The organism is Nonomuraea sp. MTCD27 (assembly GCF_041950495.1).
Taxonomy (GTDB): Bacteria; Actinomycetota; Actinomycetes; order Streptosporangiales; family Streptosporangiaceae; genus Nonomuraea.
Window position 1 is genome coordinate 415,917 of the sequence record NZ_JBGNUW010000001.1, and the last position, 24,752, is coordinate 440,668.

Annotated in this window: 21 protein-coding genes; 12 read left to right on the forward strand and 9 right to left on the reverse strand. The window is 73.1% G+C overall.

Annotation, left to right across the window (positions count from 1 at the left end):
- Positions 1-12 precede the first annotated feature (12 nt).
- Entirely contained in the window at positions 13-1,437 is a 1,425-nt protein-coding gene (gndA, locus tag ACBJ59_RS02045; protein ID WP_375108434.1) for an NADP-dependent phosphogluconate dehydrogenase, read from the forward strand.
- A gap of 16 nt (positions 1,438-1,453) precedes the next feature.
- On the opposite strand, the gene ACBJ59_RS02050 is transcribed toward gndA, so the two are convergent.
- Positions 1,454-2,260: a thioesterase family protein gene (locus tag ACBJ59_RS02050; RefSeq protein WP_375108435.1), complete on the reverse strand. Its 807-nt coding sequence runs from the start codon at positions 2,258-2,260 to the stop codon at positions 1,454-1,456.
- A gap of 4 nt (positions 2,261-2,264) precedes the next feature.
- Positions 2,265-3,209 (reverse strand): helix-turn-helix transcriptional regulator, encoded by a 945-nt coding sequence (locus ACBJ59_RS02055; RefSeq protein WP_375108436.1) that lies wholly within the window; start codon positions 3,207-3,209, stop codon positions 2,265-2,267.
- Positions 3,210-3,259: 50 nt separating this feature from the next.
- On the opposite strand from ACBJ59_RS02055, the gene ACBJ59_RS02060 reads away from it, so the two are divergent.
- Positions 3,260-4,336 carry an epoxide hydrolase family protein gene (locus ACBJ59_RS02060; RefSeq protein WP_375108437.1) on the forward strand — a complete coding sequence of 359 codons (1,077 nt, stop codon included), beginning with the start codon at positions 3,260-3,262 and terminating at the stop codon, positions 4,334-4,336.
- Here ACBJ59_RS02060 and ACBJ59_RS02065 read toward each other — a convergent pair.
- Positions 4,282-4,419, reverse strand: a complete 138-nt coding sequence (locus ACBJ59_RS02065; protein WP_375108438.1) for a hypothetical protein — start codon at positions 4,417-4,419, stop codon at positions 4,282-4,284. The two genes, ACBJ59_RS02060 and ACBJ59_RS02065, sit on opposite strands and share 55 nt — an antisense overlap.
- On the opposite strand from ACBJ59_RS02065, the gene ACBJ59_RS02070 reads away from it, so the two are divergent.
- Positions 4,360-4,803 carry a helix-turn-helix domain-containing protein gene (locus ACBJ59_RS02070; RefSeq protein ID WP_375108439.1) on the forward strand — a complete coding sequence of 148 codons (444 nt, stop codon included), beginning with the start codon at positions 4,360-4,362 and terminating at the stop codon, positions 4,801-4,803. The genes ACBJ59_RS02065 and ACBJ59_RS02070 overlap by 60 nt on opposite strands.
- The gene (locus tag ACBJ59_RS02075) at positions 4,791-5,219 is read left to right on the forward strand and encodes a type II toxin-antitoxin system PemK/MazF family toxin (RefSeq protein ID WP_364135741.1); all 429 of its coding nucleotides are present in this window, start codon (positions 4,791-4,793) and stop codon (positions 5,217-5,219) included. The genes ACBJ59_RS02070 and ACBJ59_RS02075 overlap by 13 nt, the downstream gene beginning before the upstream one ends.
- 170 nt (positions 5,220-5,389) lie before the next feature.
- On the opposite strand, the gene ACBJ59_RS02080 is transcribed toward ACBJ59_RS02075, so the two are convergent.
- Positions 5,390-6,385: a hypothetical protein gene (locus ACBJ59_RS02080; RefSeq protein WP_375108440.1), complete on the reverse strand. Its 996-nt coding sequence runs from the start codon at positions 6,383-6,385 to the stop codon at positions 5,390-5,392.
- A gap of 71 nt (positions 6,386-6,456) precedes the next feature.
- Here ACBJ59_RS02080 and ACBJ59_RS02085 point away from each other — a divergent pair, with 71 nt between their 5' ends.
- A complete protein-coding gene (locus ACBJ59_RS02085; protein ID WP_375108441.1) occupies positions 6,457-6,936 on the forward strand; it encodes a MarR family winged helix-turn-helix transcriptional regulator in 480 nt (159 codons plus the stop codon).
- Positions 6,937-6,997: 61 nt separating this feature from the next.
- Here the strand turns inward: ACBJ59_RS02085 and ACBJ59_RS02090 are convergent, their stop codons facing one another.
- On the reverse strand, positions 6,998-8,338 hold the full coding sequence (locus ACBJ59_RS02090; RefSeq protein ID WP_375108442.1) for a 6-phospho-beta-glucosidase: 1,341 nt from the start codon (positions 8,336-8,338) through the stop codon (positions 6,998-7,000).
- A 10-nt stretch (positions 8,339-8,348) separates the two neighbouring features.
- Positions 8,349-9,119 (reverse strand): DeoR/GlpR family DNA-binding transcription regulator, encoded by a 771-nt coding sequence (locus tag ACBJ59_RS02095; RefSeq protein WP_375108443.1) that lies wholly within the window; start codon positions 9,117-9,119, stop codon positions 8,349-8,351.
- A gap of 132 nt (positions 9,120-9,251) precedes the next feature.
- On the opposite strand from ACBJ59_RS02095, the gene ACBJ59_RS02100 reads away from it, so the two are divergent.
- The 5 genes from ACBJ59_RS02100 to ACBJ59_RS02120 all read left to right on the forward strand — a co-directional run bounded on the left by ACBJ59_RS02100 (position 9,252) and on the right by ACBJ59_RS02120 (position 16,778).
- On the forward strand, positions 9,252-10,514 hold the full coding sequence (locus tag ACBJ59_RS02100) for a carbohydrate kinase family protein (RefSeq protein WP_375108444.1): 1,263 nt from the start codon (positions 9,252-9,254) through the stop codon (positions 10,512-10,514).
- A 4-nt stretch (positions 10,515-10,518) separates the two neighbouring features.
- Positions 10,519-11,895, forward strand: coding sequence for an ABC transporter substrate-binding protein (locus ACBJ59_RS02105; RefSeq protein ID WP_375108445.1), 1,377 nt, complete (start codon positions 10,519-10,521; stop codon positions 11,893-11,895).
- 2 nt (positions 11,896-11,897) lie between these two features.
- Positions 11,898-12,788, forward strand: coding sequence for a carbohydrate ABC transporter permease (locus tag ACBJ59_RS02110; protein ID WP_375108446.1), 891 nt, complete (start codon positions 11,898-11,900; stop codon positions 12,786-12,788).
- A complete protein-coding gene (locus ACBJ59_RS02115; protein ID WP_364129404.1) occupies positions 12,785-13,585 on the forward strand; it encodes a carbohydrate ABC transporter permease in 801 nt (266 codons plus the stop codon). Before ACBJ59_RS02110 ends, ACBJ59_RS02115 begins: the two co-directional genes overlap by 4 nt.
- A 313-nt stretch (positions 13,586-13,898) precedes the next feature.
- The gene (locus tag ACBJ59_RS02120; RefSeq protein ID WP_375108447.1) at positions 13,899-16,778 is read left to right on the forward strand and encodes a sugar-binding protein; all 2,880 of its coding nucleotides are present in this window, start codon (positions 13,899-13,901) and stop codon (positions 16,776-16,778) included.
- Positions 16,779-16,995: 217 nt separating this feature from the next.
- On the opposite strand, the gene ACBJ59_RS02125 is transcribed toward ACBJ59_RS02120, so the two are convergent.
- Together ACBJ59_RS02125 and ACBJ59_RS02130 are read right to left on the reverse strand one after the other, a co-directional pair.
- Entirely contained in the window at positions 16,996-19,311 is a 2,316-nt protein-coding gene (locus tag ACBJ59_RS02125; protein WP_375108448.1) for a prolyl oligopeptidase family serine peptidase, read from the reverse strand.
- A gap of 408 nt (positions 19,312-19,719) precedes the next feature.
- Entirely contained in the window at positions 19,720-20,556 is an 837-nt protein-coding gene (locus ACBJ59_RS02130) for a MerR family transcriptional regulator (protein WP_375108449.1), read from the reverse strand.
- A gap of 125 nt (positions 20,557-20,681) precedes the next feature.
- Here ACBJ59_RS02130 and ACBJ59_RS02135 point away from each other — a divergent pair, with 125 nt between their 5' ends.
- Positions 20,682-21,605 carry a zinc metalloprotease gene (locus ACBJ59_RS02135; protein WP_375108450.1) on the forward strand — a complete coding sequence of 308 codons (924 nt, stop codon included), beginning with the start codon at positions 20,682-20,684 and terminating at the stop codon, positions 21,603-21,605.
- 239 nt (positions 21,606-21,844) lie between these two features.
- Here ACBJ59_RS02135 and ACBJ59_RS02140 read toward each other — a convergent pair whose 3' ends face one another.
- Positions 21,845-22,546, reverse strand: coding sequence for a hypothetical protein (locus tag ACBJ59_RS02140; RefSeq protein ID WP_375108451.1), 702 nt, complete (start codon positions 22,544-22,546; stop codon positions 21,845-21,847).
- A gap of 604 nt (positions 22,547-23,150) precedes the next feature.
- Between ACBJ59_RS02140 and ACBJ59_RS02145 the strand changes: the two genes are divergently transcribed.
- On the forward strand, positions 23,151-24,695 hold the full coding sequence (locus ACBJ59_RS02145) for an NAD(P)/FAD-dependent oxidoreductase (RefSeq protein ID WP_375108452.1): 1,545 nt from the start codon (positions 23,151-23,153) through the stop codon (positions 24,693-24,695).
- The last annotated feature ends 57 nt before the right edge of the window (positions 24,696-24,752 follow it).

Consider the following 24,752-nt stretch of genomic DNA (forward strand, 5'->3'; position numbering starts at 1 on the left):
AGAGGAGCTGAGATGGACTTGGCAGACATCGGCGTCACCGGCCTGGCGACCATGGGGCGCAACCTGGCCAGGAACCTGGCCAGGCACGGCTACGCGGTGGCCGTGCACAACCGCTCGTACGGCCGTACGCAGCAGTTGGTGAAGGAGTTCGGCGGGGAGGGCACGTTCGTGCCGTCCGAGGACCTCGCCGGCTTCGTCGCCTCGCTGAAGCGGCCACGGCGGGCGATCATCATGGTGAAGGCGGGGGCGGGCACCGACGCGGTGATCGACCAGCTCGCCGACCTGATGGAGCCGGGCGACATGATCGTCGACGGCGGCAACGCCCACTTCGAGGACACGCGGCGGCGCGAGGCCGCGCTGCGCGAGCGGGGCCTGCACTTCGTCGGCACCGGCATCTCCGGTGGCGAGGAGGGCGCCCTGAACGGCCCGAGCATCATGCCGGGCGGGTCGAAGGAGTCGTGGGAGGCGCTCGGCCCGATCCTGCAGGACATCGCGGCCAAGGTGGACGGTGTGCCGTGTTCGGTGCACGTCGGCCCGGACGGGGCCGGGCATTTCGTGAAGATGGTGCACAACGGCATCGAATATTCGGACATGCAGCTCATCGCGGAGTCCTACGACCTGCTGCGGCAGGCCCTGGGCGCGACCCCGGCCGAGCTGGCCGAGGTGTTCCGGGAGTGGAACCGCGGCGAGCTCGACTCCTACCTGATCGAGATCACCGCCGAGGTGCTCGACCAGGTGGACGCCGAGACGGGCAAGCCGTTCGTGGACGTCGTGGTGGACCAGGCCGAGCAGAAGGGCACCGGCCGCTGGACCGTGCAGAGCGCCCTCGACCTGGGCGTGCCGGTGACGGGCATCGCGGAGGCGACGTTCGCCCGCGCCCTGTCCGGCCACCCGGAGCAGCGGGCCGCGGCGGCGCAGCTGAGCGGGCCGAAGCTGTCCGGGGTCGGCGGGCGCGAGCTGGTGGAGGACGTACGCCAGGCCCTGTACGCCTCCAAGATCGTGGCCTACGCCCAGGGCTTCGACCAGATGGCGGCGGCCTCGAAGGAATACGGCTGGGATCTCGAGCTGGGCGCGATGGCGACCATCTGGCGGGGCGGGTGCATCATCCGGGCCAAGTTCCTCGACCGGATCCGGACCGCGTACGACGCGAACCCGGCGCTCCCGACGCTGCTGGCCGACCCGACGTTCGCGGCCGCCCTGGACGCGGCGCAGGAGTCGTGGCGGCGGGTGGTGACCACGGCCGTGCAGATCGGCGTGCCGACGCCCGGGTTCTCCTCGGCCCTGGCCTACTATGACGGGCTGCGCCGGGACCGGCTGCCGGCGGCGCTGGTGCAGGGGCTGCGCGACTTCTTCGGCGCGCACACCTACCACCGGGTGGACAAGGAGGGCGCCTTCCACACCGACTGGTCCGGCGACCGCGCGGAGCGCCCGGCGTAGCCCTCGCCCCAGCTTGTCAGCGGGCGGCGCCGGCCTGTCCGCGTGGAGGGCCGCCCATCGCCACCGCGTTGGCGACCGCCGTCACCACGCAGAAGCCGATCGGCCCGGCGGTGTCGTGCACGGTCACCTGGCCTGTCGCGACGCCGCCGGCGCCGACGTGCCCGGTGGACTCCACGCCGACGAGCTCGCCCTCCGGCAGCCGGGCCAGCGTGAGCGTGTAGTCGGCGTTGATGAAGCGCAGCCCGTCGGCCTGGGCGTTGCTGAGCGGGCTGGCGAAGTCGGCGGCCAGCGCGACCCGCACGAACGGGGTCAGCGGCTCGTCGTCCACCAGCGGGTACTTCTCCCGCATCCACACCCGGCCCGGCCCCGGCGCGCCCCACTCCGTCACCCGCCACAGGTCGAACGGCGGCGTCCACCCGCCCCCCTCCACCGGCGGGCCGGAGGGCGCCGGCTCGTCCCAGGCGGGCGTGACGATCGACCGCTCCCCCTCCGGCTGCTCGCCCTGCCGCAGCAGCACGGCACTCGCCCGCGCGATCACCCCCTGGTCGGTGGAGATGGTGGCGTCGGCCACCCGGATCCTGCGTCCGTCACGGACCAGGGCCGTCTCCACGGTGACCGGCAGCATCGGGCTGTTGCGGAACAGGTCGACCGTCAGCCGGGCGAAGTGCAGGCCGGGCTCGGCATGGCGCTCCTCCAGGGCCCGGGCGGCCAGCCCGCCGAGCAGGCGGCCGTGCAACATGTCGGGGGACCAGGGGCCGCGGGCGTGCGGCGCGGGGACGAGCTCGTCCCTCTTTCGGGTGAAAAACGCTGACGTCGACGACACAGAATCAGATTCTAGAGGAGAGCAGGCGGCGACCGAGCGCGCGCAGGTGCTCCTTCAGCTCGACCGGCTCGATCACCTGGAAGTCGACGTCGAGAAAGGCCACGACGACGGCCATGAGGTGCAGGTCGTCGCCGCGCAGGGTGAGCAGGCAACGGTCGTCGCCGACGGGTGCGAGCGTCCCGGAGGTGCGGCCGGCGAACCGCTCGGCCGGGCCGTGCAGCAGGAAGCGGGCCTCCACCGGCCACATCTCGTGGGCCAGGCGGTTCTGCACCCAGGCGGCCACGTCGGGCCCGGGCGGCTCGCGGGGAGTGAAGCGGGAGCCGTTGGGGGTGCGCAGGCGGATCCGGTCGGCGCGGTAGGTGCGCCAGTCGCCGCGATCGGCGTCCCAGCCCACCAGGTACCAGCGGTTGCCCCGGCTGACGAGGCTGTGCGGCTCGGCCCTCCTGAGCGCGGGCTCGCCCTGGTGGCCGGTGTAGTCGAAGCGGAGCTGCTCGTGGTCGCGGCAGGCGGCGGTGATGCGGGTCAGCACGTCGGCGTCCACGGTGGGGCCGCCGTGGTCGATCCGTACGGTGTGGGTCTGCAGCGCGTTCACCCGGTGGCGCAGGCGGGCGGGCAGGACCTGTTCGAGCTTGGCCAGCGCGCGCAGGGAGGTCTCCTCGATGCCGGTCACCGTGCCGTTCGCGGCCGTACGCAGCCCGACCGCCACCGCCACGGCCTCCTCGTCGTCGAGCAGCAGCGGCGGCAGCTCCGCACCCGCGCCGAGCCGGTAGCCGCCCGCCACCCCGGGCGTGGAGTGGACCGGGTAGCCGAGGCTGCGCAGCCGTTCGACGTCGCGGCGCACCGTCCTGGGGGCCACCCCGAGCCGGTCCGCCAGGTCGGCGCTGGACCAGTCGCGCCGGGCCTGAAGGAGGGACAGCAGGCGCAGCAGTCTCGCTGAGGTGTCGAGCACGCCTCCCATTGTGTCCCGATATTGGCCGCAATAGTGCCTAGCTTGGCGGCATGGACGAATTCGTCATCGACATATCCCAGGACCGGCTCGACGATCTGCGGGAGCGGCTGGCCAGGACGCGCTGGCCGGACGCGATCGACGGGGCCGGCTGGTCGTACGGGGTGCCGCCGGAGGCGGTGCGGGAGCTGGCGGCGTACTGGCTGGACGGGTACTCCTGGCGGGCGCACGAGGCCCGGCTGAACGAGCTGCCGCAGTACACGACCGAGATCGACGGGCAACTGGTGCACTTCGCGCACGTCCGCTCGGACCGTCCCGGCGCGCTGCCGCTGCTGCTGACGCACGGGTGGCCCAGCTCGTTCGCCGACTTCGCGCGCGTGGCCGGGCCGCTCAGCCGGGACTTCCACCTGGTCGTCCCCTCCATCCCGGGCTTCGCCTTCTCCGGCCCCACCCGCTCGCCGGGCTGGGGGGTGCGGCGGATCGCCGCCGCGTGGGTCACGCTGATGGACCGGCTCGGGTACGACCGGTTCGGCGTGCAGGGCGGCGACTTCGGCTCGCTGATCTCGGCCGCGGTGGGCCGGGCCGCCCCCGGCCGGGTGGCCGGGGTGCACCTGAACGCCTCCGTCACCGCCTTCCCCACCGACGACCTGTCCGGCCTGACGGAGGAGGAGCGGGCGCGGGCCGCCGGGGTGGAGGAGTGGCAGGAGGTCTCCGGGTACGCCGTCATCCAGGGCACCCGGCCGCAGACCCTCGCGTACGCCCTGGTGGACTCGCCGGCCGGGCAGCTCGCCTGGAACCTGGACGCGTTCGCCTCCTGGGGCCAGGACATCGGCGGCCTCTCCCCCGACGACATCCTGACCGACGTGGCCATCTACTGGTTCACCGGCACGGCGGGCTCGGCCGGCCGCCTGTACAAGGAGAGCGCCCCCGACTGGGCCCCGCCCGCCGAGCCCGACCCCACGCCGACCGGCTTCGCGATCTTCCCCGGCGACACGACCGTGCGGCGGTACGCCGACCGGGTTCACCACGTGGTGCACTGGTCGGAGTTCCCGAGGGGCGGCCACTACGCCGCCCTTCAGGCCCCCGACCTGCTCGTGACCGACATCCGGGCGTTCTTCTCCGCCCTCTGACCGGTGGGCATGAGGCAGAAGGGGTGGCCTTCGGGGTCGACGAGCACCGTCCAGCCGGCACCGCCCGGCTGGACGTTCGGCACGGTGGCACCGAGCCCCGCGAGCTCCTTCGCGGCGGCCTCGACGTCCCCGAGGCGGGGGCCCTCGTCTCGCCGGCCGGGCTCCTGGGCGTGTCGCCGTTCCAGCTGAGCCGCGCCTTCACCCGCGAGCTGGGCGTCTCGCTGACCCACCACCGCAACCGTGTGCGCGTGGGCCGGGCCCTGGACCGGCTGGAGCTCGGCGAGCCGAGCCTGGCCGTGCTGGCCGCCGACCTGGGGTTCGCCGACCAGGCGCACCTGACCCGGACGATCCGCCGCCACGTCTGCCACACCCCCACCGCCCTGCGCCGCCTGCTCACGGCCCGGAATGCGGGACCGAGTGGATTTTCACCGACCCGCCGCCATAAGCTCCCCCAATGCGTGATCTAGGTGAGGACCCCCGCCCGGCCCGGGGCGCCGTCCGCGAGATCCATTCCCTCCACGGCCCCGCCACCCTGGCCTACTCCCCCGACCTCGACGGCCTGGCCGACCCCGGCGAGATCGTCTGGGCGTGGGTCCCGTACGAGGAGGACCCGTCCCGGGGCAAGGACCGGCCGTTGCTGATCGTGGGCCGCACGGGGCGCAGGCTCCTGGGCATGATGCTGTCCAGCAGGGGCGAGGACGGGCCCGACTGGCTGGAGCTGGGCGCGTGGGGGCGTGACGGCCGGGTGTCGTACGTACGCCTGGACCGGGTGTTCGTGCTGGACGAGGACGACATCAGGCGAGAGGGCGCCGTGCTGGACGGCGATCGCTTCGCCCGGGTCGCGGCCCGCCTGATGAAGACCCACGGCTGGGGCGCCGGCTAGCGGCACTCGTATGCGAGGAACGATCGCCACGGCCGTCGCCGGTCACCCTGCACCTCGGGCCGCCGGCCGGCAAGACGTCCGGGGCCGGGGGTGAACCTGGCGTGGGGGCCGGCCAATCCGGCCGGTGGGCTGGCGCTGGTGCGTTCGTCGGCGCGGGCGGGGGAAATCCTCTACCGGAGGCTCTCCGCCTCCGGGCGGAGCCTGGCGGCGGCGCGCAGGGCCAGCCACAGCAGCAGGGCGAGCAGGCCGACCAGGACGTACTCGATCGCCGGGATCCTGACCGCCTCCCGGGCCGCGCCGCCGAGGTCGCCGCGCAGTCCGTACACGACCATGGCCGCCCCCACGTAGCAGGCGGCCAGCACCCAGCGGGTGGCGGCCGACAGGCCCAGGCCGTGCATCTGGGTGATGACGAAGACCCCCAGGAAGCCGAACAGGAACATCGGCCACGCCCCGTCCGGACCGGAGGTCATGACGGCCACCAGGGTGCCGTGCACGGCGACCGCGGCCTCCAGGGTGAACGTCCACCAGCGGTTCGTGTGGGCCCTGGTGAGGAAGAGGGAGCCCTGCAGGAGCAGCAGGAACATGTAGAAGAAGCCGATCAGGTGGCCGGAGGTGGCCTCCACCGGGTGGTACCAGAAGGTGTAGACGGCCGCCCAGCTGAACAGGTAGCCGTGGTAGCGGCGGGCGAAGCCGACGACGGCCCGGCCGATGGGGGCGGGCCGGCCGAGGAAGAGCCCGCGCCGCCGGTTCTCCATCAGCAGGACGACCACGAGCAGCAGGATCACCGAGCCCTGCGAGCTGTAGATCGACACGTCCTGGGCGAGCCCGTCGTAGAACAGGTGCGTCTGCAGGGTGTGCAGGGCGATGAAGGCGGCGTTGACGGCCAGCGCGACGACGTTGACCCGGTGCAGGCCCGAGGTGTAGCGGCGAACCCTGGTCTGGGCATGGTGGATCAGCCACCAGAAGGCGAGCTGGTGGGCCGCGTAGCCGGTCCAGGCCGACACCCGGGTCCAGACGGTGGGGTCGGGGAGCTGCCAGTAGTACCAGGAGGCGCCCTGGTCGGGCAGCAGGTCGATGCCGTGCAGCCGCCGGCCCAGCAGCCAGATCAGCGCGGTGATGGCGGCGCTGGCCACCACGCCGAGGACAAGCGCGCGGCCCGCACTCACGTTCCTCAGCACAAGGGCTCCGTTCAAAGTGCTTCCATCATGGAACGTTTCGATTATGGAATAATAGCGGCATGGCAGCAAGCCGAGAGGAACGACCGGACGCGTTCGAGCTGATGGTGCTGATCCGCGCGCTGTACGTGGAGAGCGACCGGTTCGCCGAGCGCTTCGCGGCCCTGCACCGGCTGCACCGTACGGACCTGAACGCCCTGGTGGTCATCCTCGACGCGGCGCGGGCCGGCCGGCCGCTCACCCCGGGCGGGCTCGGCGGCGCGCTCAACCTCAGCCCGCCCGCCACCACCGCCCTGATCGACCGGCTGGAGCACGCCGGGCACGTCGAGCGGCGGCGCAGCACGACCGACCGCCGCAAGGTCGAGGTCGTGCTCAACGAGCAGGCCGCCGAGCTGGCCCGCCGGTTCTTCGCCCCGCTGGCCCGGCACCTGTCGGCCGCGATCGACGCGTTCACGCCCGAGGAACGGCAGGTCGTCGGGCGGTTCCTGGAGAGCGGGATCAAGGCCACGGCGGCGGCACGGCTGGAGGCGCACGACGGATGAGCGCACGGCGGGGTCCAAGGCATGGTCCAAGGCAGGGGCCCGCGCGGGCCGCGCCCGGTGGTCAGTCCGGGAGGACGGCCGCCAGTTCCGGGATGCGGGCGCGGTAGCCGTCGAGCAGCCGCCGCGCCGTCGTCACCGAGTCCACCAGCGGATGCAGCGCGAACGCCGCCACCGCCAGCCGCGACGACCCCGTCAGCGCGGCCTCGATGACCGTCTGCTCGACCGCTTTGACCTGCTGCGCCAGGCCCAGGAAGGAGCCCGGCAGCGGGCGGGTGGCCAGGGGCCGCACGCCGGAGCCGTCGACGGCGCACGGGATCTCCACGACCGCCTCCTCGGGCAGCCCGGGCACCGCGGCCCCGTTGCGGACGTTGAGGATCATGGTGGCCGGCTCCCCGCGCGCGATGGCGGCCATGAGCGCGAGCGCGATCCCCTCGTACCCGCCCGCCTCCAGATCGGCGGCGTCGCGCTCGCCCGCGTCGGTGGCGCCGCGCGCCTCCGCCATGTACGTCGCGTCCCGCTCCCTGCGTGCCCGCCGCCACTCGGCCAGCGCGTCGCCGGGCCGGGCGGCCACGGCGGCGTAGAACCGGTCCTGCTGCTCCAGCAGCGCCTCCCCGCGGGTACGCCCCGAGCTCGCCGCGACGACCTCCCGCGCGAAGTAGTAGTAGTACAGGTACTCGTTCGGCAGCGCCCCCAGCGCCCGCACCCAGTCGGCGCCGAGCAGCCGGGCCTCCTCGACCTGCCGCAGCGCCGCGTCGTCGGCGAGCAGGCGGGGCAGCACGTCGCGCCCCTCGTAGGAGAGACCGCGCAGCCAGCCGAGATGGTTGAGCCCCACGTAGTCGGGCGCCACGCGCGCCGGGTCGAGCCCGAGGGCGGCGGCGGCCCGCCGGATCAGCCCGATCGGCGAGTCGCAGATGCCGATCACGCGGTCGCCGAGCACCCGCCGCATGGCCTCGGTGATCATCCCGGCCGGGTTGGTGAAGTTGATGACCCACGCCCGGGGCGCGAGTGCGGCCACCCGCTCCGCCACGCGCACCGCGACCGGCACGGTACGCAGGCCGAACGCGATGCCCCCCGGTCCGGTCGTCTCCTGGCCGACCAGTCCGAGGTCCAGCGCCACCCGCTCGTCGGCGGTGCGGCCGGCCAGCCCGCCGACGCGGACGGCCGAGAAGACGAACGCCGCGTCGCGCAGCGCGGTGTCGAGGTCGGTCGTGGTGCGTACGCGAGGCGGGTCGTCGTGCCCGGCGGCCAGCCCGCGCAGCACGTGCGAGATGGCCTCCAGCCGCTCGGGCGACACGTCGTACAGCACCACCTCCTCCACCCGGGGCTTGGCGGAGTCGCGCAGCAGCGCGCCGTACACGAGCGGGACCCGGAAGCCCCCGCCGCCGAGAACGGCCAGTCTCATCGTCGTCCCTTCACGCGAGCAGCACCTCGGCGCCCGCGGCGGCGCAGGCGCGCAGCGTCGCCGCGTCGGCGCCCTCGTTCGTGACGATCACGTCGACGTCCTCGGGCCCGCACACCCGCAGGGCGCCGGTGCCGGGGAACTTGTGCCGGTCCACCAGCAGCACCACCTGCCCGGCCGCCGCGATCATGGCGCGCTTCAGCGGCACCTCGGCGAGCGTGGTGTCCACGAGCTGCCCGTCGGGGCGCACGCCGCTGGCCCCCAGGAACACCCGGTCGGCCACCACCTGGCTCAGCGCGGCCTCGGTCAGCACCCCGACCAGCGAGTGGTACGTCCGGCGCACCATGCCGCCGAGCAGCAGCAGCTCGACCTGCGGATCGGAGCGCAGCACGTCGAGGACGGCGAGGCTGGAGGTCACCACGGTGACGCGGCGCCCGCGCAGCCGGCGGGCCAGCCGCATCGTGGTCGTCCCGATGTCGAGCAGCACCACGTCGCCGTCGCCGACGAGCCCGGCGGCGCGCGCGGCCACGGCCTCCTTGTCCTGCTCGTCAGTGACCGCCACCTCGGCGAAGGGCCGGTCGGCGTCGGCGTCGACACCGTTCAGGACGCCGGCCAGGGCGCCGCCGCGGACGCGGCGCAGCGTGCCGTCGCGGTCGAGCACTTCGAGGTCCCTGCGGATGGTGGACGGGCTCACGCCGAGCTGGCTGGCGAGATCGCGCACGCTGGTGGCGCCCGAGGCGCGGACGCGGCGCATGATCTCGGCATGCCGGAGGCGCTGGAGCACGACGGCATTCTATCAGTCAAAATCGCGCAGAAGTAAGCATCTTGCGTCAAACGATCACGCGAAACACTTGAAGTGTGCGAGTAAACGTGCAAGATTGCGCACATCTCGGTGTGTCGAGGAGGACCTATTCCCGTGTCTGTCCAGGCGTACGACCCTCTCGCCGGTGAGCGGACCCCGGAGGGACCGCAATTCGACGTCTTCCTGGCCGGAACTGTCTTCCTGGACATCATCTTCACGGGCCTGCCCGCGATGCCCGCGGCGGGCACGGAGATCTGGGCCGAGGGCATGGGCTCGTGCCCCGGAGGCATCGCCAACCTGGCCATCGCCACCAGCCGGCTGGGGCTGCGCACGTCGCTGGCGGCCGCGTTCGGCGACGACGACTACGGCGACTTCTGCTGGCGCACCCTGGAGGAGCAGGAGTCGGTGGACCTGTCCCGGTCGCGGCGCTTCGAGCACTGGCACTCCCCCGTGACCGTCTCCATGGCGGTCGACCGGGACCGCAGCATGGTCACCCACGGGCACCCGTCGCCCATGCCGGCCGCCGAGATGATCGGCAAGCCGCCCCGCTCCCGCGCGGTGATCGTGACGCTGTCGGCGGAGGAGCCGCTCGGCAAGCCCGGCGGCGCGTGCAACTGGGCCGAGCTGGCCCACCGCGACGGCGCGCTCATCTTCGCGGACGTGGGCTGGGACCCGTCGGGCGTCTGGTCGCGCACGCTGCTGGACCAGCTCGGCGTCTGCCACGCGTTCATGCCGAACGCGACCGAGGCCATGGCCTACACCCGCACCGAGACGCCGCGCGACGCGCTGTACGCGATCGCCGACAAGGTGCCGCTGGCCGTGGTGACCGACGGGGCCAACGGCGCCATGGCGATCGACTCCGACACGGGCGAGGAGGCGTTCGTGCCGGCGCCGAGGGTGACGGCGCTCGACCCGACGGGCGCGGGCGACGTCTTCGGCGCGGGCATCGTGCTCGGCACGCTGTGCCGCTGGCCGCTGAACGACCGGCTGGCGTTCGCCGGGGTGTGCGCGGCGCTGGCGGTGCAGCAGTTCGGCGGCTCGCTGGCCGCGCCCGGCTGGGGCGACATCGCCGACTGGTGGCACGAGGTGCGCGCGGCGGCCGATCACAGCGGCGCGTACGGCAGCTCGCTGGCCCGCCGCTACGCCTTCCTCGACCGGCTGGTGCCCTCGGACCCGGTGGGCGCGGTGCGCCGCGCGGTCGCCACCATCGCCCGGCACGCCGACGTGGGCATGCCGCCCCCCGCCACGGGCAGGCAGCCGGACCACACCCCGCCCCGGTCCGCGGGCGAGACCCCGCCCCCGCCCAGGGACGACAACCCTCCCCCACCCGCGGACGAGGACCCCGGCACGCCCCGCGTGTCCGCGCAGAAGGAGTGACCCCATGAAGCGACAGCCGCGCGGTTCCAGGACTCTCACCCTGCTCGCCGCGAGCGCCGTGGTCCTGGCCGGGTGCGCGCCCGGCTCCTCCGCCCCTCCCCCCACCACCCCCGCCGCGCAGCCGAGCGGCGCCCCGGTGCGCACCGACGCCGCCTCCCTCGGCAACGTCACCCTGACCGTCTGGGACCAGGAGGTACGCGGCGGTCAGGCCGCCCAGATGGAGAAACTCAACACCGCCTTCCAGGCCAAATACCCCAACATCAAGCTGAACCGGGTGTCCCGCTCGTTCGACGACCTCAACACCACGCTGCGCCTGGCGCTGAGCGGCAACGAGCCGCCGGACGTGGTGGAGGCCAACAACGGCCGCTCCTCGATGGGCGCGTTCGTCAAGGCGGGCCAGCTCCGCCCGCTGGACGCCTACGCCAAGGCGTACGGGTGGCAGCGACGCTATCCCGAGTCGGTGCTGCGGTACTCGCGTTACAGCGCCGACGGCAAGCTCTTCGGCGAGGGCAACCTGTACGGCCTGCCGCAGGTCGGCGAGGTCGTCGGCCTCTTCTACAACGCCGCCAAGCTGACCGAGCTGGGGCTGGCGCCGCCGAGGACGTGGGCCGAGTTCGAGTCCGCCCTGGACAAGGCCAAGGCGGCCGGCGAGGTGCCGCTGCAGTTCGGCAACCTCGACAAGTGGCCGGCGGTGCACGTCTTCGGCACCGTACAGGGGCGCAGCGTCCCGCCGGACCAGATCGGCGCGCTGGCCTTCGGCCGCAAGGGCGCCTCCTGGAACACGCCCGAGAACGTCAAGGCCGCCGAGCAGCTCGTGAGCTGGGTGGACAAGGGTTACTTCGCCAAGGGCTTCAACGGGCAGGGCTACGACGCGGCGTGGCAGGCGTTCGGCAAGGGGCAGGGCGTCTTCCTGATCGCGGGCACCTGGCTGCTGGCCGACCTGCAGAAGGCGCTGGGCTCGGACCTCGGGTTCATGCTGCCGCCGGGCGTCACGGACGGCGCCGCGCCGGTGGCGACCGGGGGCACCGGGCTGCCGTTCGCGATCACCGCCAAGAGCCCCAACCCGGACGCGGCGGCGGCGTACATCGACTTCATCACGAACGCCGACGCCATGAAGGTGCTCACCGACACCGGCAACCTGCCCGTCGCCGACACCGGGGCGCAGACGGTGGCGGAGGGGCCGCAGCGGGACGTGTTCACGGCGTTCGGCACGGCGAGCGCGAAGGACGGGCTGGTGCCCTACCTCGACTACGCCACCCCGACGTTCGCCGACACGCTGGGCGCGGCGCTGCAGGATCTGCTCGCCAAGAAGGCCACGCCGCAGGAGTTCCTCGGCACCTTGGAGAAGGATTACCAGACGTTCGCCGAGAGCAACGACTGAGCATGGCAGCCCGAGCCGGGGGGCCTCCGGGCGAGCCCCGCCGCGTCGCCTACCTCTACCTGCTGCCCGCCTTCGCCGTCTACGCGGTGTTCCTGCTCTATCCGATCGGCCGGGCCCTCCAGATCTCCCTGTACGACTGGGACGGGCTGTCCCTGGGCACCTGGGCCGGGCTGGACAACTACGTGGCCATCGTCGCGGACGAGGGGCTGCGCGCCGCCTTCGCGCACGCCCTGGTGCTCATGGCGTTCTACGCCGTCTTTCCGCTGGCCATCGGGCTGGCACTGGCCGCGATCCTCAACCACGCCAAGGTGCGCGGGCTGGGGTTCTTCCGCACCGTGGTGTTCCTGCCGCAGGTGATCGCCATGGTGGTGGTGGCGGTGGCGTGGCGGCGCGTGTACGCCCCCGACGGCTCGCTCAACTCCCTGCTCGGCGCGCTCGGGCTGGACTCGCTGACGCGGGGCTGGCTGGGCGACTACACGTTCGCGCTGCCGGCGGTCGGGGTGGTGGGCACCTGGTTCGAGACGGGGCTGGTGACGGTGCTGCTGCTGGCCGGGATGAGCCGCATCCCCACGTCACTGTACGAGGCGGCGCGGCTGGACGGGGCCGGAGCCGTGCGGGAGTTCTTCGCGGTCACGCTGCCGTCGGTGCGCGGGGAGATCGCGGTGGCGCTGACGCTGACCGTGATCGCCGCGCTGCGCACGTTCGACCTGGTGTACGTCACCACGCGCGGCGGGCCCGGCGACTCCACCTCCGTGCCGTCGTACGAGGTCTACCACCGCGCCTTCGGCCTGGGCCAGGTCGGCTCGGCGGCGGCCATCGGCGTCACGCTCACCGTGGTGATCTTCGTGATCTCGTTCGGGATCAACCGGTTCGCGGACAGGAGGGTCTCGTGATCTCGCGCGGGGAGCGGGTGGCCAACTACGTCATCCTGTCGGTGTTCGCCGCGTTCGCGCTCTACCCGATCGTGGTCATCCTGTCCGCCGCGCTCGGGCCGGCCGACAGCGGCGGCACGGCCGGGCTCGCCAACTTCGCGGCGGCCTGGGAGGTGGGCCGGTTCGGCACGTACCTGCGCAGCAGCCTGGCGGTGTCGGCGTTCGTCGTGGTGGTCAGCGTGGTGTTGTCGATCCTGAGCGGGTACGCCTTCGGCACGATGCGTTTCCGGGGGCAGTCGGTGCTGTTCTACCTGTTCATGCTCGGGATCATGATGCCCAGCGAGGCCGTGGCGGTGCCGCTCTACTTCGACCTGCGCTCGCTCGGGCTGATCGACACCTTCTGGTCGATCTCGCTGCCGCAGGTGGCGCTGTCGGTCGCGTTCGGGACCTTCTGGATGCGGGCGTATTTCCGGGCCTCGAACCGGGCGATCGTCGAGGCGGCCCGCATCGACGGCGCCTCCAGCTGGCGCATCCTGTGGCAGGTGCTGCTCCCGCCCGCCCGGCCCGCCGTTGTCACGCTGACCGTGCTGGTCTTCATGTGGACGTGGAACGAGTTCCTCATCCCGCTGATCATGGTGACCAGCGAGTCGCTGCGCACCGCGCCGCTGGGGCTGGCCTTCTTCCAGGGCCAGTACACCTCCGGCTTCACGCTCCTGGCGGCCGGCTCGGTCATCGTCGCCACCCCTGTCGTGCTGTTCTACCTGTTCCTCCAGCGCCACTTCGTCCGCGGACTGCTCCAGGGAGCGGTCCGCGACTAACTCCGGAGGTCCGATGCGCACCAGACCCACGGCCACACCCAAGCCCGGCTCCCCACCCGGCCCCCCGCCCGGCTCAGTGATCGACCCTGCGCCCACCGCCGCGCCCAGCCCTGCACCCGGCAGCGCGATCAGCCCTGCACCCAACCCTGCACCCAACCCTGCGCCCGGCCCCACGCCCGGCTCCGTGATCGACCCTGCGCCCACCACCCCGCCCAGCCCTGCACCCGACCCTGCGCCCAGCCCTCGGCCCGGCGGCGCGATCAGCCCCGCGACCAGGGCCGCGACGCGGGAAGCATGGCGGGCACCACGCCGTGTGGCGACGCTCGTCACCACAGCCGCACTCGCACTCCTGCCCACCGCCCCCGCCCTGGCCGCGCCGACTGGAGGCACCGCCACCCAGACCGCCTCACCGGCCTGGGGCGCCACCACCTACGCCCCAGCCGGTTGGGCCGCCGCTCTGTCGACCGCGGCCCCACCCAACGCCGCCCTATCGACCAGCGGAGCCGCCACCCCCGTCGATCTCGACGCGCTGTTCGTCGGCGCTCACCCCGACGACGAGGCGTTCACGCTGTCGACGCTGGGCCAGTGGAACGAGGATCACGACGTTCGTACCGGCGTCGTGACCGTCACCCGGGGCGAGGGCGGCGGCAACGCGGTCAGGCCCGAGGAGGGGCCGGCGCTCGGGCTGCTGCGCGAGGCGGAGGAGCGGTCGGCGGTCGGGAAGGCCGGCGTGAGCGAGGTGTTCAACCTTGACGACGTCGACTTCTACTACACGGTCAGTGCCCCGCTGACCGACCAGGTGTGGGGCGGCGACACGCTGGAGAAGGTCGTCAGACTCGTCCGCCAGACCCGGCCCGAGGTCCTGCTGACCATGGACCCGGCACCCACACCCGGCAACCACGGCAACCACCAGGAAGCGGCGCGGCTGGCCGTGGAGGCGTACTACGCGGCGGCCGACCCGAAGGCGTTCCCCGAGCAGATCACCCGTGAGGGGTTGCGTCCCTTCGCCCCGGCCCGCCTGCTCACCGGCGGCGCGCGCGGCACCTCCCAGACCGGGCAGGCGTGCGGCTCGACGTTCCGCCCGGCCAATCCGGCGCAGAACGTGTTCGGCGTGTGGAGCGGGCGCACCTCCGCCGAACGCGGCAAGACGTGGGCGGCCGTGGAACGGGAGGCGCAGCGCACGTACGCCTCCCAGGGCTGGGCCGGCTTCCCCGACGTGCCGTCCGACCCTGCCCAGCTGGGCTGCGACTTCTTCACCCAGGTGGACGCGCGGGTGCCGTTCCCCGAGCCGGGCTCCCCGGCGGCCGCCGCCCCGACGGCCGTCCTCGACGGCTCGCTGACCAGGGCCAAGGGCGCTGTCCCGCTCGGCACCCAGCTCGGCCTGCGCACCAGCGCCTTCGACGTGCACCCGGGGAAGCCGTTCACGGTCGAGGTGACCGTCACCGCCCCACCCCGCGAGCCGCTCGGCCGATCATCGGTAACGCTCCGCGTCCCTGACGGCTGGCAGGTCGCCGGCGCTCCCACCACAACCGACGGCTCCCTCGCGTCCGGCAGCAACTCCCCGGCGGTCAAGGGCGCTGTCGCAGAGCCGCATCAGCGGAACCTCGGCAGGATCGGCGCCGGGCGTGGCGGCTCGGCCACGTTCACGGTGACCCCGCCGTCCGGAACCGGGGCCGGGGCCGGGGGCCGGGTGCGCATCGCGGCCACGCTCACCACGGAGCGGGGCGGCGGCCACACCGACCGGCAGGTCGAGCTCGGCCCGTCCGTACGGGGTGCGCAGCAGCCGCTCCCCCAGGTGGCCCAGTACGAGAAGTGGACCACGGACGTGGGCGTGCCGCAGCTGCGCGGGCTGGTCACGCCCGTGCTCACCCTCCCGTCGGGCGGCGCCCGGCAGATCGGCGTCGTGGTCACGAACGTGGGCGGCGCGGCGCGGTCCGGCAACGTACGGCTGGACCTGCCGGCCGGGTTCACCGCCGACCGTACGGAGGCCGGGTACAACGATCTGAGCCCGGGCGCGAGCACCACGGTGCCGTTCACCGTCACCAACTCCGACCCCTCGCTCAAGACCTCCAACGAGGGCGGCGACTACGCGTACACCATCACCACCACCAGCCAGGACGGCACCAGCACCAGCCGCCCCGCCCTGGAGCTGGTACCGGCGGCCTCCGTCCCACGGGCGGCGTCGGCCCCGGCCGTGGACGGGACGGACGGTGACGGCGAGTACGCCGCGACCGCCCTGAACATCTCCCGCCTCTGGGAGGGCACCGCGTGCTCGTCGGCGGCCGACTGCTCCGGCACGGCCAAGGTCACCTGGCACGACGACACGCTGTACGTGCTGGTGCACGTCAAGGACGACGTGCTGGGCACGCGCCTGGCCGCGTCCGACTGCAAACGGCACTGGCGTACCGACTCGGTGGAGGTCACCCTCGACCCGCGCGGCACCTCCGAGAACACCTCCACGACGTTCAAGGCCGCGGTGCTGCCGGTGACGGCCGAAGGCCCGCCCTGCCACCTGCGCGACGCCGACAACCGGCAGGGTCCGGGCGCCCAGACGGCTCCGGGGATGCGGGTGGCCTCGAAGGTGTCCGCCGGGGAGTACGTGGTGGAGATGTCCATCCCGATGGAGGTCCTGCCCGGTGCCGTCGACCCCGCGCACCTCGGGTTGAACTTCCTGGTCTACGACTCCGACACCCAGGACAAGACCGGCCAGACCCGGATCGGCTGGTCGACCTGGGGCGGGGTGCAGGGCGACCCGTACCGGTGGGGTGTGGCCTCCCTGCCCGGCTACCAGCCCCCACCTGACCGGCCGACGACCCCGCCCGACGCGGTGATCCCCGACACGGCACTGTCCAGCCTGGATTCGCCGCAGTCCCTGGAGCAGGCCGTGCGCGTCCACGTCCCGCTGGCCGGCGGCCCCGCGGCGACGGCCGCCGAGAGCGCCCGGGCACTCTCGGCGTCCGCCGGGCAGGACACGGTCCAGGTCACCCTCCGTACCGCCGCCTCCGGCAAGGCCCACCTGTTCGTACGGGACGCCGACGGCACGGCGGGCAGCCGCGTGGTGACCGTATCCGGCAAGGGCACCAGGACGGTGACCGTCCCCCTGACCCGCACGCTGACCGCCCGGCCTACGGTGGTGGTCGGCTGGCAGGCCCCCAGCGGCGGCACAGCGGCCTCGCAGGCACCCGTTCGCTGACGCCACCCGGCGGCCCCTCCGCCGGCACACAACCGCGAGGGGCCGCCCCCCGGAGGCACACAACCGCACGGGCCCACCTCCTGGGGACGGCAGCCGCACTGGCCCACCCCCTGGCGGCACACCAGCGCCAGGGCCCAGGGCCCAGGGAGGCAGGCAACCACACAAGCGCGCTGGCCAGTGCCCCGAGCGGCTTGGTCGTAAGGGCCCCCGGTGTCTGTCATCCGGTGGTGTGGTCGGGCGGTAGTGGCGTGAGCCCGAGTTCGTGCATGACGAACGCCAGCCAGTAGGTCTGCTGCTGAACGATCGTGCTCCACCCGGTGCCCCCGTGCCCCGCACCCGACCACACCCGCAGCAGCACCGGGTGGGAGGAGGTCGTGGCGGCCTGGGCTCGGGCGGCGAACTTGCGGGAGTGCCAGACGGGGCATCGCGGATCGTTGGCGCCCGCGTCGAGCAAGATCGCCGGGTATGCGGTATCGGGCTCCACGTGGTGGTACGGCGAGTAGGCCATGAGCACGGGGGCGTCGGCGGGATTGTTCGGGTTGCCGTATTCGGGCAGGGTCGCGGCGGTGCCCACCGGGTCGCGGACCACACGCATCAGGTCCAGCTTCGGCGCCGTGCACACCGCGGCCCGCCATAAATCGGGCCGCTGCGTGACGGCCACGGCGGCGAGCAGGCCGCCGTTGGAGGCACCCTGGACGGCCAGCCGGTCGGGTGTGGTGACTCCGTCGGCGATGAGCTGCTCGGCGACGGCGTACAGGTCGTCGAAGGAGTTCTGCTTGGCGTGCAGCCGCCCGCCTTCCCACCACTGCAGGCCGAACTCGCCGCCCCCGCGTACGTGGGCGTGCGCGTACACGCCGCCCGCCTCGACGAACGCGGCCAGCGGGCCCAGGTAGGAGGCCAGCTCGGCGATGTTGAAGCCTCCATACGCGTGGAGGAGCGTGGGCTGCGGGCGCGAGCGGTCCAGGTCGGCGCGGTGGACCAGGGTGCACGGCACACGGGTGCCGTCCGCCGAGGTGGCCCACACACGGCTGGTCACCAGCCCGGGCAGGGTGTGGCCGGCCCCCTGCAGCCGGGTCAGGACGCCGGTCTCCAGCGCGTAGTGGTAGACCGTCGGGGACTGCGTGTAGGAGGTGTAGCCGAAGGTGATGGCGTCCTCGCAGCCGATGACCTGGTCCATCACGCCGAGGGCGATGACGCCCTGGGCGACGGAGCTGACCGAGCCGGGGCCCGGCAGCGGCACCTCGCCGAGCTCCTTGCCGTCAAGGTCCAGGATTCGTACGCGGGAGACGGTGTCCACCAGCTCGCCCAGCACCAGCCGATCGCCGACCAGCGTGACACCGGTGAGGACGGTGTCTCCCCCGGGGATCAGCTCGGTCCAGGTGGCCGGGTCGCCGGGGCTGTCGAGGGGGATGCGTACCAGCCGTCCGCGCGCGGCGCCCGCCGTGGTGACGGCCACGTAGGAGTCGCCGACGATCACGCCCTTGTAGAGGTGGTCGGAGTCGGTGATGAACTCGCGCCACTGCCAGGAGACGCCTGGTTGTTCGTCCTGGGGTTGGTGCGGACGGTCGGCGCTGGGGCTTTCGGCCGGGCGTTCGGCACGCAGCCCTTCCGGGCCTCCGCCCGCCGAATCTCCGACCCCCGAGTGTCCGCTCGCTGGGTGCCTGTTCGGGTGGTCCGCCGGGTGCCCGTGCGGGTGGTCGCGCTCGGTCTTTGCGGAGGCTTCTTGTGGGTGGGTGCCAGGGCGCTGGGCCGGGTGGGTTTCGAGGCGGGCCAGGTAGTGGGGGCGGGGCCGTAGGTGATCGACCTGGATCAGTGCCCAGCGTCCGTCTCGGGAGATCTTGGGCATGGCGAACATGTGCGGGATGTCGATGGGCTCCGGCTCGGTGGGGGGCGGCTGGCCGAGGCGGTGGAAGAACACCCGCCAGCGGAGCGGTGCCCGGGGGTCCGTGCTTTCGTTGGCCATGTAGAAGAAGCCGCTGCCGTCCGGGAGCCAGGTCACCAGGCCGGGCCGCTGCTGTGGCACGCCGTCCAGCAGGACCTTGCCCGTGTCGATCTCGATCACCTTGAGCACGGGCAGCTCGCGACCGGACGCGTCGAGGGAGTAGGCCAGCAGGCTGCCGTCCGGGGACGGCTGGGGGCTCATGCGCAGTGGTGCGCCGTCGCTGGACAGCTCGTTGAGGTCGATCACCGTACGCCATGGCCCCGTCACGTCGTCGGCCGTCTCCAGCACCATGAGGTCACGGCCCTCGGGGATGCGGCCGCGGAACCACCGGGGGCCGCATCGCATCGGGACCACCAGGTTGCGGGCGTCCATCTGCTCGACCAGCTCGCCGACGCGGGCGGCGAGGCGGTCGTAATGCGGCCAGCCGTGGACGTAGGAGCGGGCCAGCTCGTCCTGGGCCCGCTGCCATTCCGCCACGCCCTCGCCGTCGTCATCCTCCATCCATTGGTAGGGGTCGTCGAACACCAGGCCGCCGACCTCGTTGCGCTCCGGCCGGACCGGCGCGCCGGGATAGGGCATGCTCGCGCTCACGTTCGTGCTCTCCTTGCTGGTTGATGTCTCACGGAATGCGCCCCCGTGTTCAGGGCTAGGCGATCTCACGGGGCCGCCGTCTCACGGCCTCCCGGTCCCTTGCTCCAGGCCGGGCGGCATACGTCCGCCGGTCCTTTTCCGGGTGGGGTGCCCGGACCTCTCCCGGCCCCATGCTCCGAGCCAGGTGCCCGGGCCTCTCCCGCTCTCCTGCTCCAGGCCCGGCGGCCACACGTCCCCCGGTCTTCGGCGCCGTCCCCGGGGAGCGCTGCTTCTTCCTGGTCTGCCTCCGCACGGGCAGCCTTCCGTGCTCCCCAGTCCCGGGTGACGGGGCGTTTCTGCGGGTTTGCACACCGCCCTGGACGTCTGCGTCTTCGGGCGGCTTTCGCTACGGCCCTGATCTCCCAGGCATCAGGGCGCTCCCGGGGTTTCCTCATCACCCTGGGCGCCAGGGGTGTCGCGGACCTTTCTGACGCGCTCGAAGTAATGCATGATGGCGGGCAGGTCGCCTGCGTCCAGCCAGTCGATCTGGCGGCTGAGCTCCGCGCTGAGCTCGGGCCCCGAGTCGCGCCACAGCGCCATGCCCGCCTCCGTGAGCCGGTCGTCGACCTGCTGGTCTCCGGTCTGGAGGCCGGCCGCCATCGCCTCCCACTGCGTGGTCAGGTGCTGCACCCGGGGATCCTCCACGGGGGTGCCGTCGAGCATGTGCCGATGGACCTGGCGCAGCAGGTCGAGCCATTGGGCGCGGAAGCCCTCCATGCGCTCCTCGCCGAGCTCGGCCCGCCGTCTCGCCAGGTGGTCGCGCAGCTCCTGACTGAAATAGGACTCGTAGACCGAGTGCAGCTCGAGCGTGGCCATGAACTTCTCGGCATCGGGCATGATCGTCTTGTCCAGCAGCCACAGCAGCCCGCTGATCTGCTCCTTGAGCTGGACGATGCGGGCGGCCCGCAGGTCGAGCTCGGCGAGCTGGGCGCCGAGCAGGGCGCGCAGCGCCGTCAGGTCGTCGCCCGGCCGGTCGAGGACGCGGGCGATCTCGTCGAGGGACAGCCCGAGCCCGCGCAGCGCCCGCACGCGATAGAGCCGCCGCAGGTCGGCCTCGGTGTAACGGCGATGCCCGGACGCGGTCCGCTCGCTCGCCGGCACGAGGCCGATCTCCTCGTAGTGGTAGAGCGTGCGGATGGTGACACCGGTGGCCTTGGCCAGCTCACCGATGCTCCAGCGACGCCCGCTGCCGTCGTTCTCGGTCACGGTACGAAGGTAGGACCTCCCGCCACGGTAGGTTCAACTCATAACTGTGAGTGATTAAACGGCTACAGTACGGGTACGCGTACAGAAACCCCATTTCCCTCCCCCGCGTACGAAAGGGAACCCCCGTGTCCAGCTCCGATCGCTGTGCCACCATGCCCGTCCACCGCCGGCTCCTCGCCGCCTCGCCCCGCTACGCCGTCGCCCTCGCCGCCATCGAGAACGAGACGTTCGCCAGGAAGAACGCACGGGCGGCCCCCCGCGAGGAGGTCGTCACCATTCCCGTCGTGGTCCACGTCGTCTACCAAACCTCCGAGCAGAACATCGGCCAGGACCAGATCGACAGCCAGCTCAAGGTCCTGAACGAGGACTTCCGGCGGGCCAACCCCGACGCGGACAAGGTGCCCGAGGTGTGGAAGGACCTGGCCGCCGACGCGCGGCTGGAGTTCAAGCTGGCCGACAAGGACCCTGACGGGCAGCCGACCTCGGGCGTCGTACGCCGGCAGACCGACGTCGGGGAGTTCCAGCCGGACGACAAGGTCAAGTTCGACGCCCAGGGCGGCTCCGACGCCTGGCCCGCCGACCGCTACCTCAACCTGTGGGTGTGCGAGCTGAAGAACGCGCTCGGGTACGCCACGTTCCCCGGAGGGCCCGCCGACATCGACGGGGTCGTCGTCCGCCACAGCGCGTTCGGCACGACGGGCACGGCGGAGGCACCTTACGACGGGGGCCGCACCGCCACCCATGAGATCGGCCACTGGTTCAACCTGCGCCACATCTGGGGCGACGACGGCGACGGCTGCTCGGGCAGCGACTTCGTCGACGACACCCCGAACCAGGCGGGGCAGAACCGCGGCACTCCCACGTTCCCCAAGCTGAGCTGCGACAACGGCCCCAATGGGGACATGTTCATGAACTACATGGACTATGTCGAGGACGCGGCGATGTTCATGTTCACGAAGGGCCAGGCCGAGCGGATGGACGCGGCGCTGGCCGGGCCTCGGTCGTCCTTCCTGCCGTCGCAGGTCAGGACCGGCACCACCGGGCGGTAGGCGGGCAGCCCACGGTCGTCGCCGCCTGAGGGACGGGCGACGATCTCACCGGCCGGCCTCCGGAGTCGGCTCACCAAAGGCGGCTCACCCTCCAGAGTCGGGGTTCGCGGCGACGGGTCGAAGGCCACCGAGGTTCGGCCGGCTGCGGCTCCCTCCCGGCCTCGCCTCGTGGCCTCGCCTCGCGGGGTCGCCTCGTGGCGTCGCCTCGTGGCGTCGCCTCGTGGGGTTGCCTCGCGGCCTCACACCGAGACGATCAGCGCCTCGGGGCGGTCGGCGGGGAAGGCCCAGACGTGCTTCCCCGCCGCGATCACCAGCGCGAGCGGCGCGTCCGGCCCCAGCCTGATCACGTGGAGAGGGGCACCGGCGGCCGGGGCGAGGACGAACAGGTCACGGCCGCCACCCGCCAGGACCCCGTTCGCGCAGACCAGGAACGGCACCGGCCCCTCCGGCGTCCCCACGAACCGCCCCGGCTCCCCCGACCAGGCCGACACACGCAGCAGCCCGCCGGTCACGCTGATCCACAGGGAGCCGGCGCACACCGTCATGGCGCCGCGTTTCCTCCGCCCGAGGTCCACCTCTCTCGGGCCGCCGCGCAGCAGGTTGTCGCGCTTCGACGTCCACCACAGCCGCTCGCCCTCCACGGCGCACTGGTCCAATGCGGGCAGGTGCAGCGGCTCGCGCAGGTGGCCGGGCTCGGCGAGCCGGCGGGCCAGGTCGTCGCCGACCGCCCAGATCTCCCCGCCGCCCGCCACCACCCGCCCGTCGAAGGGCACGTCCGCGAGCGGTGCGCCGTACGGGTCGAGCCAGTGGACGCGGTCCCGGGAGGCGCCCGCCAGCGTCCCTTTCGGTAACGAGTTCGACGGGTACGGCCCCGCGAACGACCTGGGCACCACCACGGTCTCGGCCAGCATGCCGGGCACCCCCGCAGGCGTGGCGGCCACCGTCCCCGGCACCGCCGCCAGGGACCACAGCTCGGCCGCCGATAACCGCGGATCCGAGGCCGGTGGGGGTGTCGAGAGCCGCGGTTCCGACGCCCGCGACGGTGACTCCGATGCCGACGGTCGTGAACCGGACGTCGGCGGCCGTCGACCGGATGGCGGTGGCCGGTGACCGGATGACGGTGACCGGCCGCCGGGTGCCGACGACCGTGACCGGGATGCCGGTGCTTGTGGCGAGGGCCGTGAACCCGATCCCGGGGACAGCGGGTTCGGTGCCGGGTCAGGGCGGGCGGGCAGCGGGACGCCGGACGCCGTGTAGGCCCGCACACCACCGGCCTCCGCGCACCAGACCGTGGTCCCGTCCGACGCGGCCGCGCGCACGGGGCGCGGCAGGTCGATCCTGGTGACCACGACGTCCATGCGCCGACCCTAAACCCGCGGCCCCCGAGCGGTACCCCCACCCCCCGGCCACATCGGACCGCCGGCCCTTCACGAGCGGGCCAGGCGGCGCGTTCAGGCACGGAGAAGGCCGTGGTGAGGTATCCGCATGGCAAGTGGGCGAACCCGGTCATCGGCCCAGGTCACCTCGGCTGCGAACATTGTGACCATGCGCGTAGTGGTGATCGGAAATGGCATCGTCGGGGCCGGTGCGGCCTACTACCTCACCCGCCGGGGCGCGACGGTGACCGTCGTGGACGGCGGGTACCCGGGCGAGGCGACGCAGGCGGGCGCGGGAATCGTGTGCCCGTGGGTGGACCATCCGGAGGACGACGACTGGTACCGCCTGACCCGCGAGGGCGCCCGTCACTACCCCGGGCTGGTGGAGGAACTGGGCGAGGACATCGGGTACGCCAAGGTGGGCGCCCTGCTGGTGGCCGAGGATCCGGTCGATCTGGAACCGGTGCGGACGCTGCTGCGCCGCCGCCACCCCGACGCGCCGGAGATGGGCGACATCGTCGACGTCCCCGACCCGACCGAGCTGTTCCCGCCGCTGTCGGACACGCTGAGCGCGATCCTCGTGCCGGGTGCGGCGCGGGTGGACGGCCGGTCGGTACGCGACGCGCTCCTGCGCGCCGCCGTGGCCAGGGGCGCGGAGGTACGTACGGGCGCCGCCTCGCTCAGCCCGGACGGCCAGGTGTTCGTGCACCCTCCGGCCGGCACGGGCGCGACCTGGAACGGAGAGTGGGAGGTGCAGCCCCCGGAGGGAACCCCGGCGCCCCAGCCGCCCCCGGGCGCGGGCAACGCGGGCGCAGGAGCGGGCAGCGCCGACGCGGGTAGCGGGGTCGCAGGAGCGGGCGCGGGCAGGGCGGATGTAGCCGGCGGGACAGGGGCCGGTGGCGCCGGGGCCGGCGGGGCAGAAGCCGATGGTGCCGGGGCCGGTGCGGCTGGCGCTGCCGGTGGCGCCGGGGCCGGCGGGGCACAAACCGGTGGTGCCGGGGCCGGGGCGGCTGGCGGGGCCGGGGTGGGGGCGGTTGGCGGAGAGAGGCGGGCCGGGGGCGGGCCGGTTGGTTCGGCGGGGCAGGAGCCGGCCGGCGGTGAGACCACGTCCTGGCGGCAGGCCGCGCCCCTCGCGCCCACCCCCACACCTCCCATGGACGCCGGAACCCGGCGGTTCTCCGGCGAAGGGGTGCCGATCGAGGCCGACATGGTGATCGTCGCGGCCGGGGCCTGGACCGGGGAGGTGTGCCGGCCCCTGGGAGTCGAGTTGCCGGTCTTCCCCAGGCGCGGGCAGATCCTGCACGCCACCATGGAGGGCGTCGACACCGCCTGGTGGCCCATGATCCTGCCCCGGATGGGCCCGTACCTGCTGGGCTTCCCCGACTCCCGGGTGGTGATCGGCGCGACGGTCGAGGACGTGGGGTTCGCCCCGCGCGTCACGATGGGCGGGCTGGACGAGGTGATCCAGGCGGGGTTGCGGGTGGCGCCGGGGCTGTACAACGCGACGGTCGCGGAGGCGAGGGTCGGCCTGCGTCCCGTGTACGCCCCCGGCTCCGCCCTCATCGGCCCCCTCACGGGTCGCGTGGTGGTGGCGACAGGCCTGAGCGCGTACGGCCTGACGGCGGGCCCGTTCACCGGCCAGATCGCCGCCGCGCTCGCCCTCGGCGAGACGCCGCCCATCGACATCACGCCCTATGCCCCCACCAAGCCCTAAAGCGGACGATAGACACCCTGCCCGTCAAGCGCGACAAGGAGCCACGTAACATCGAAA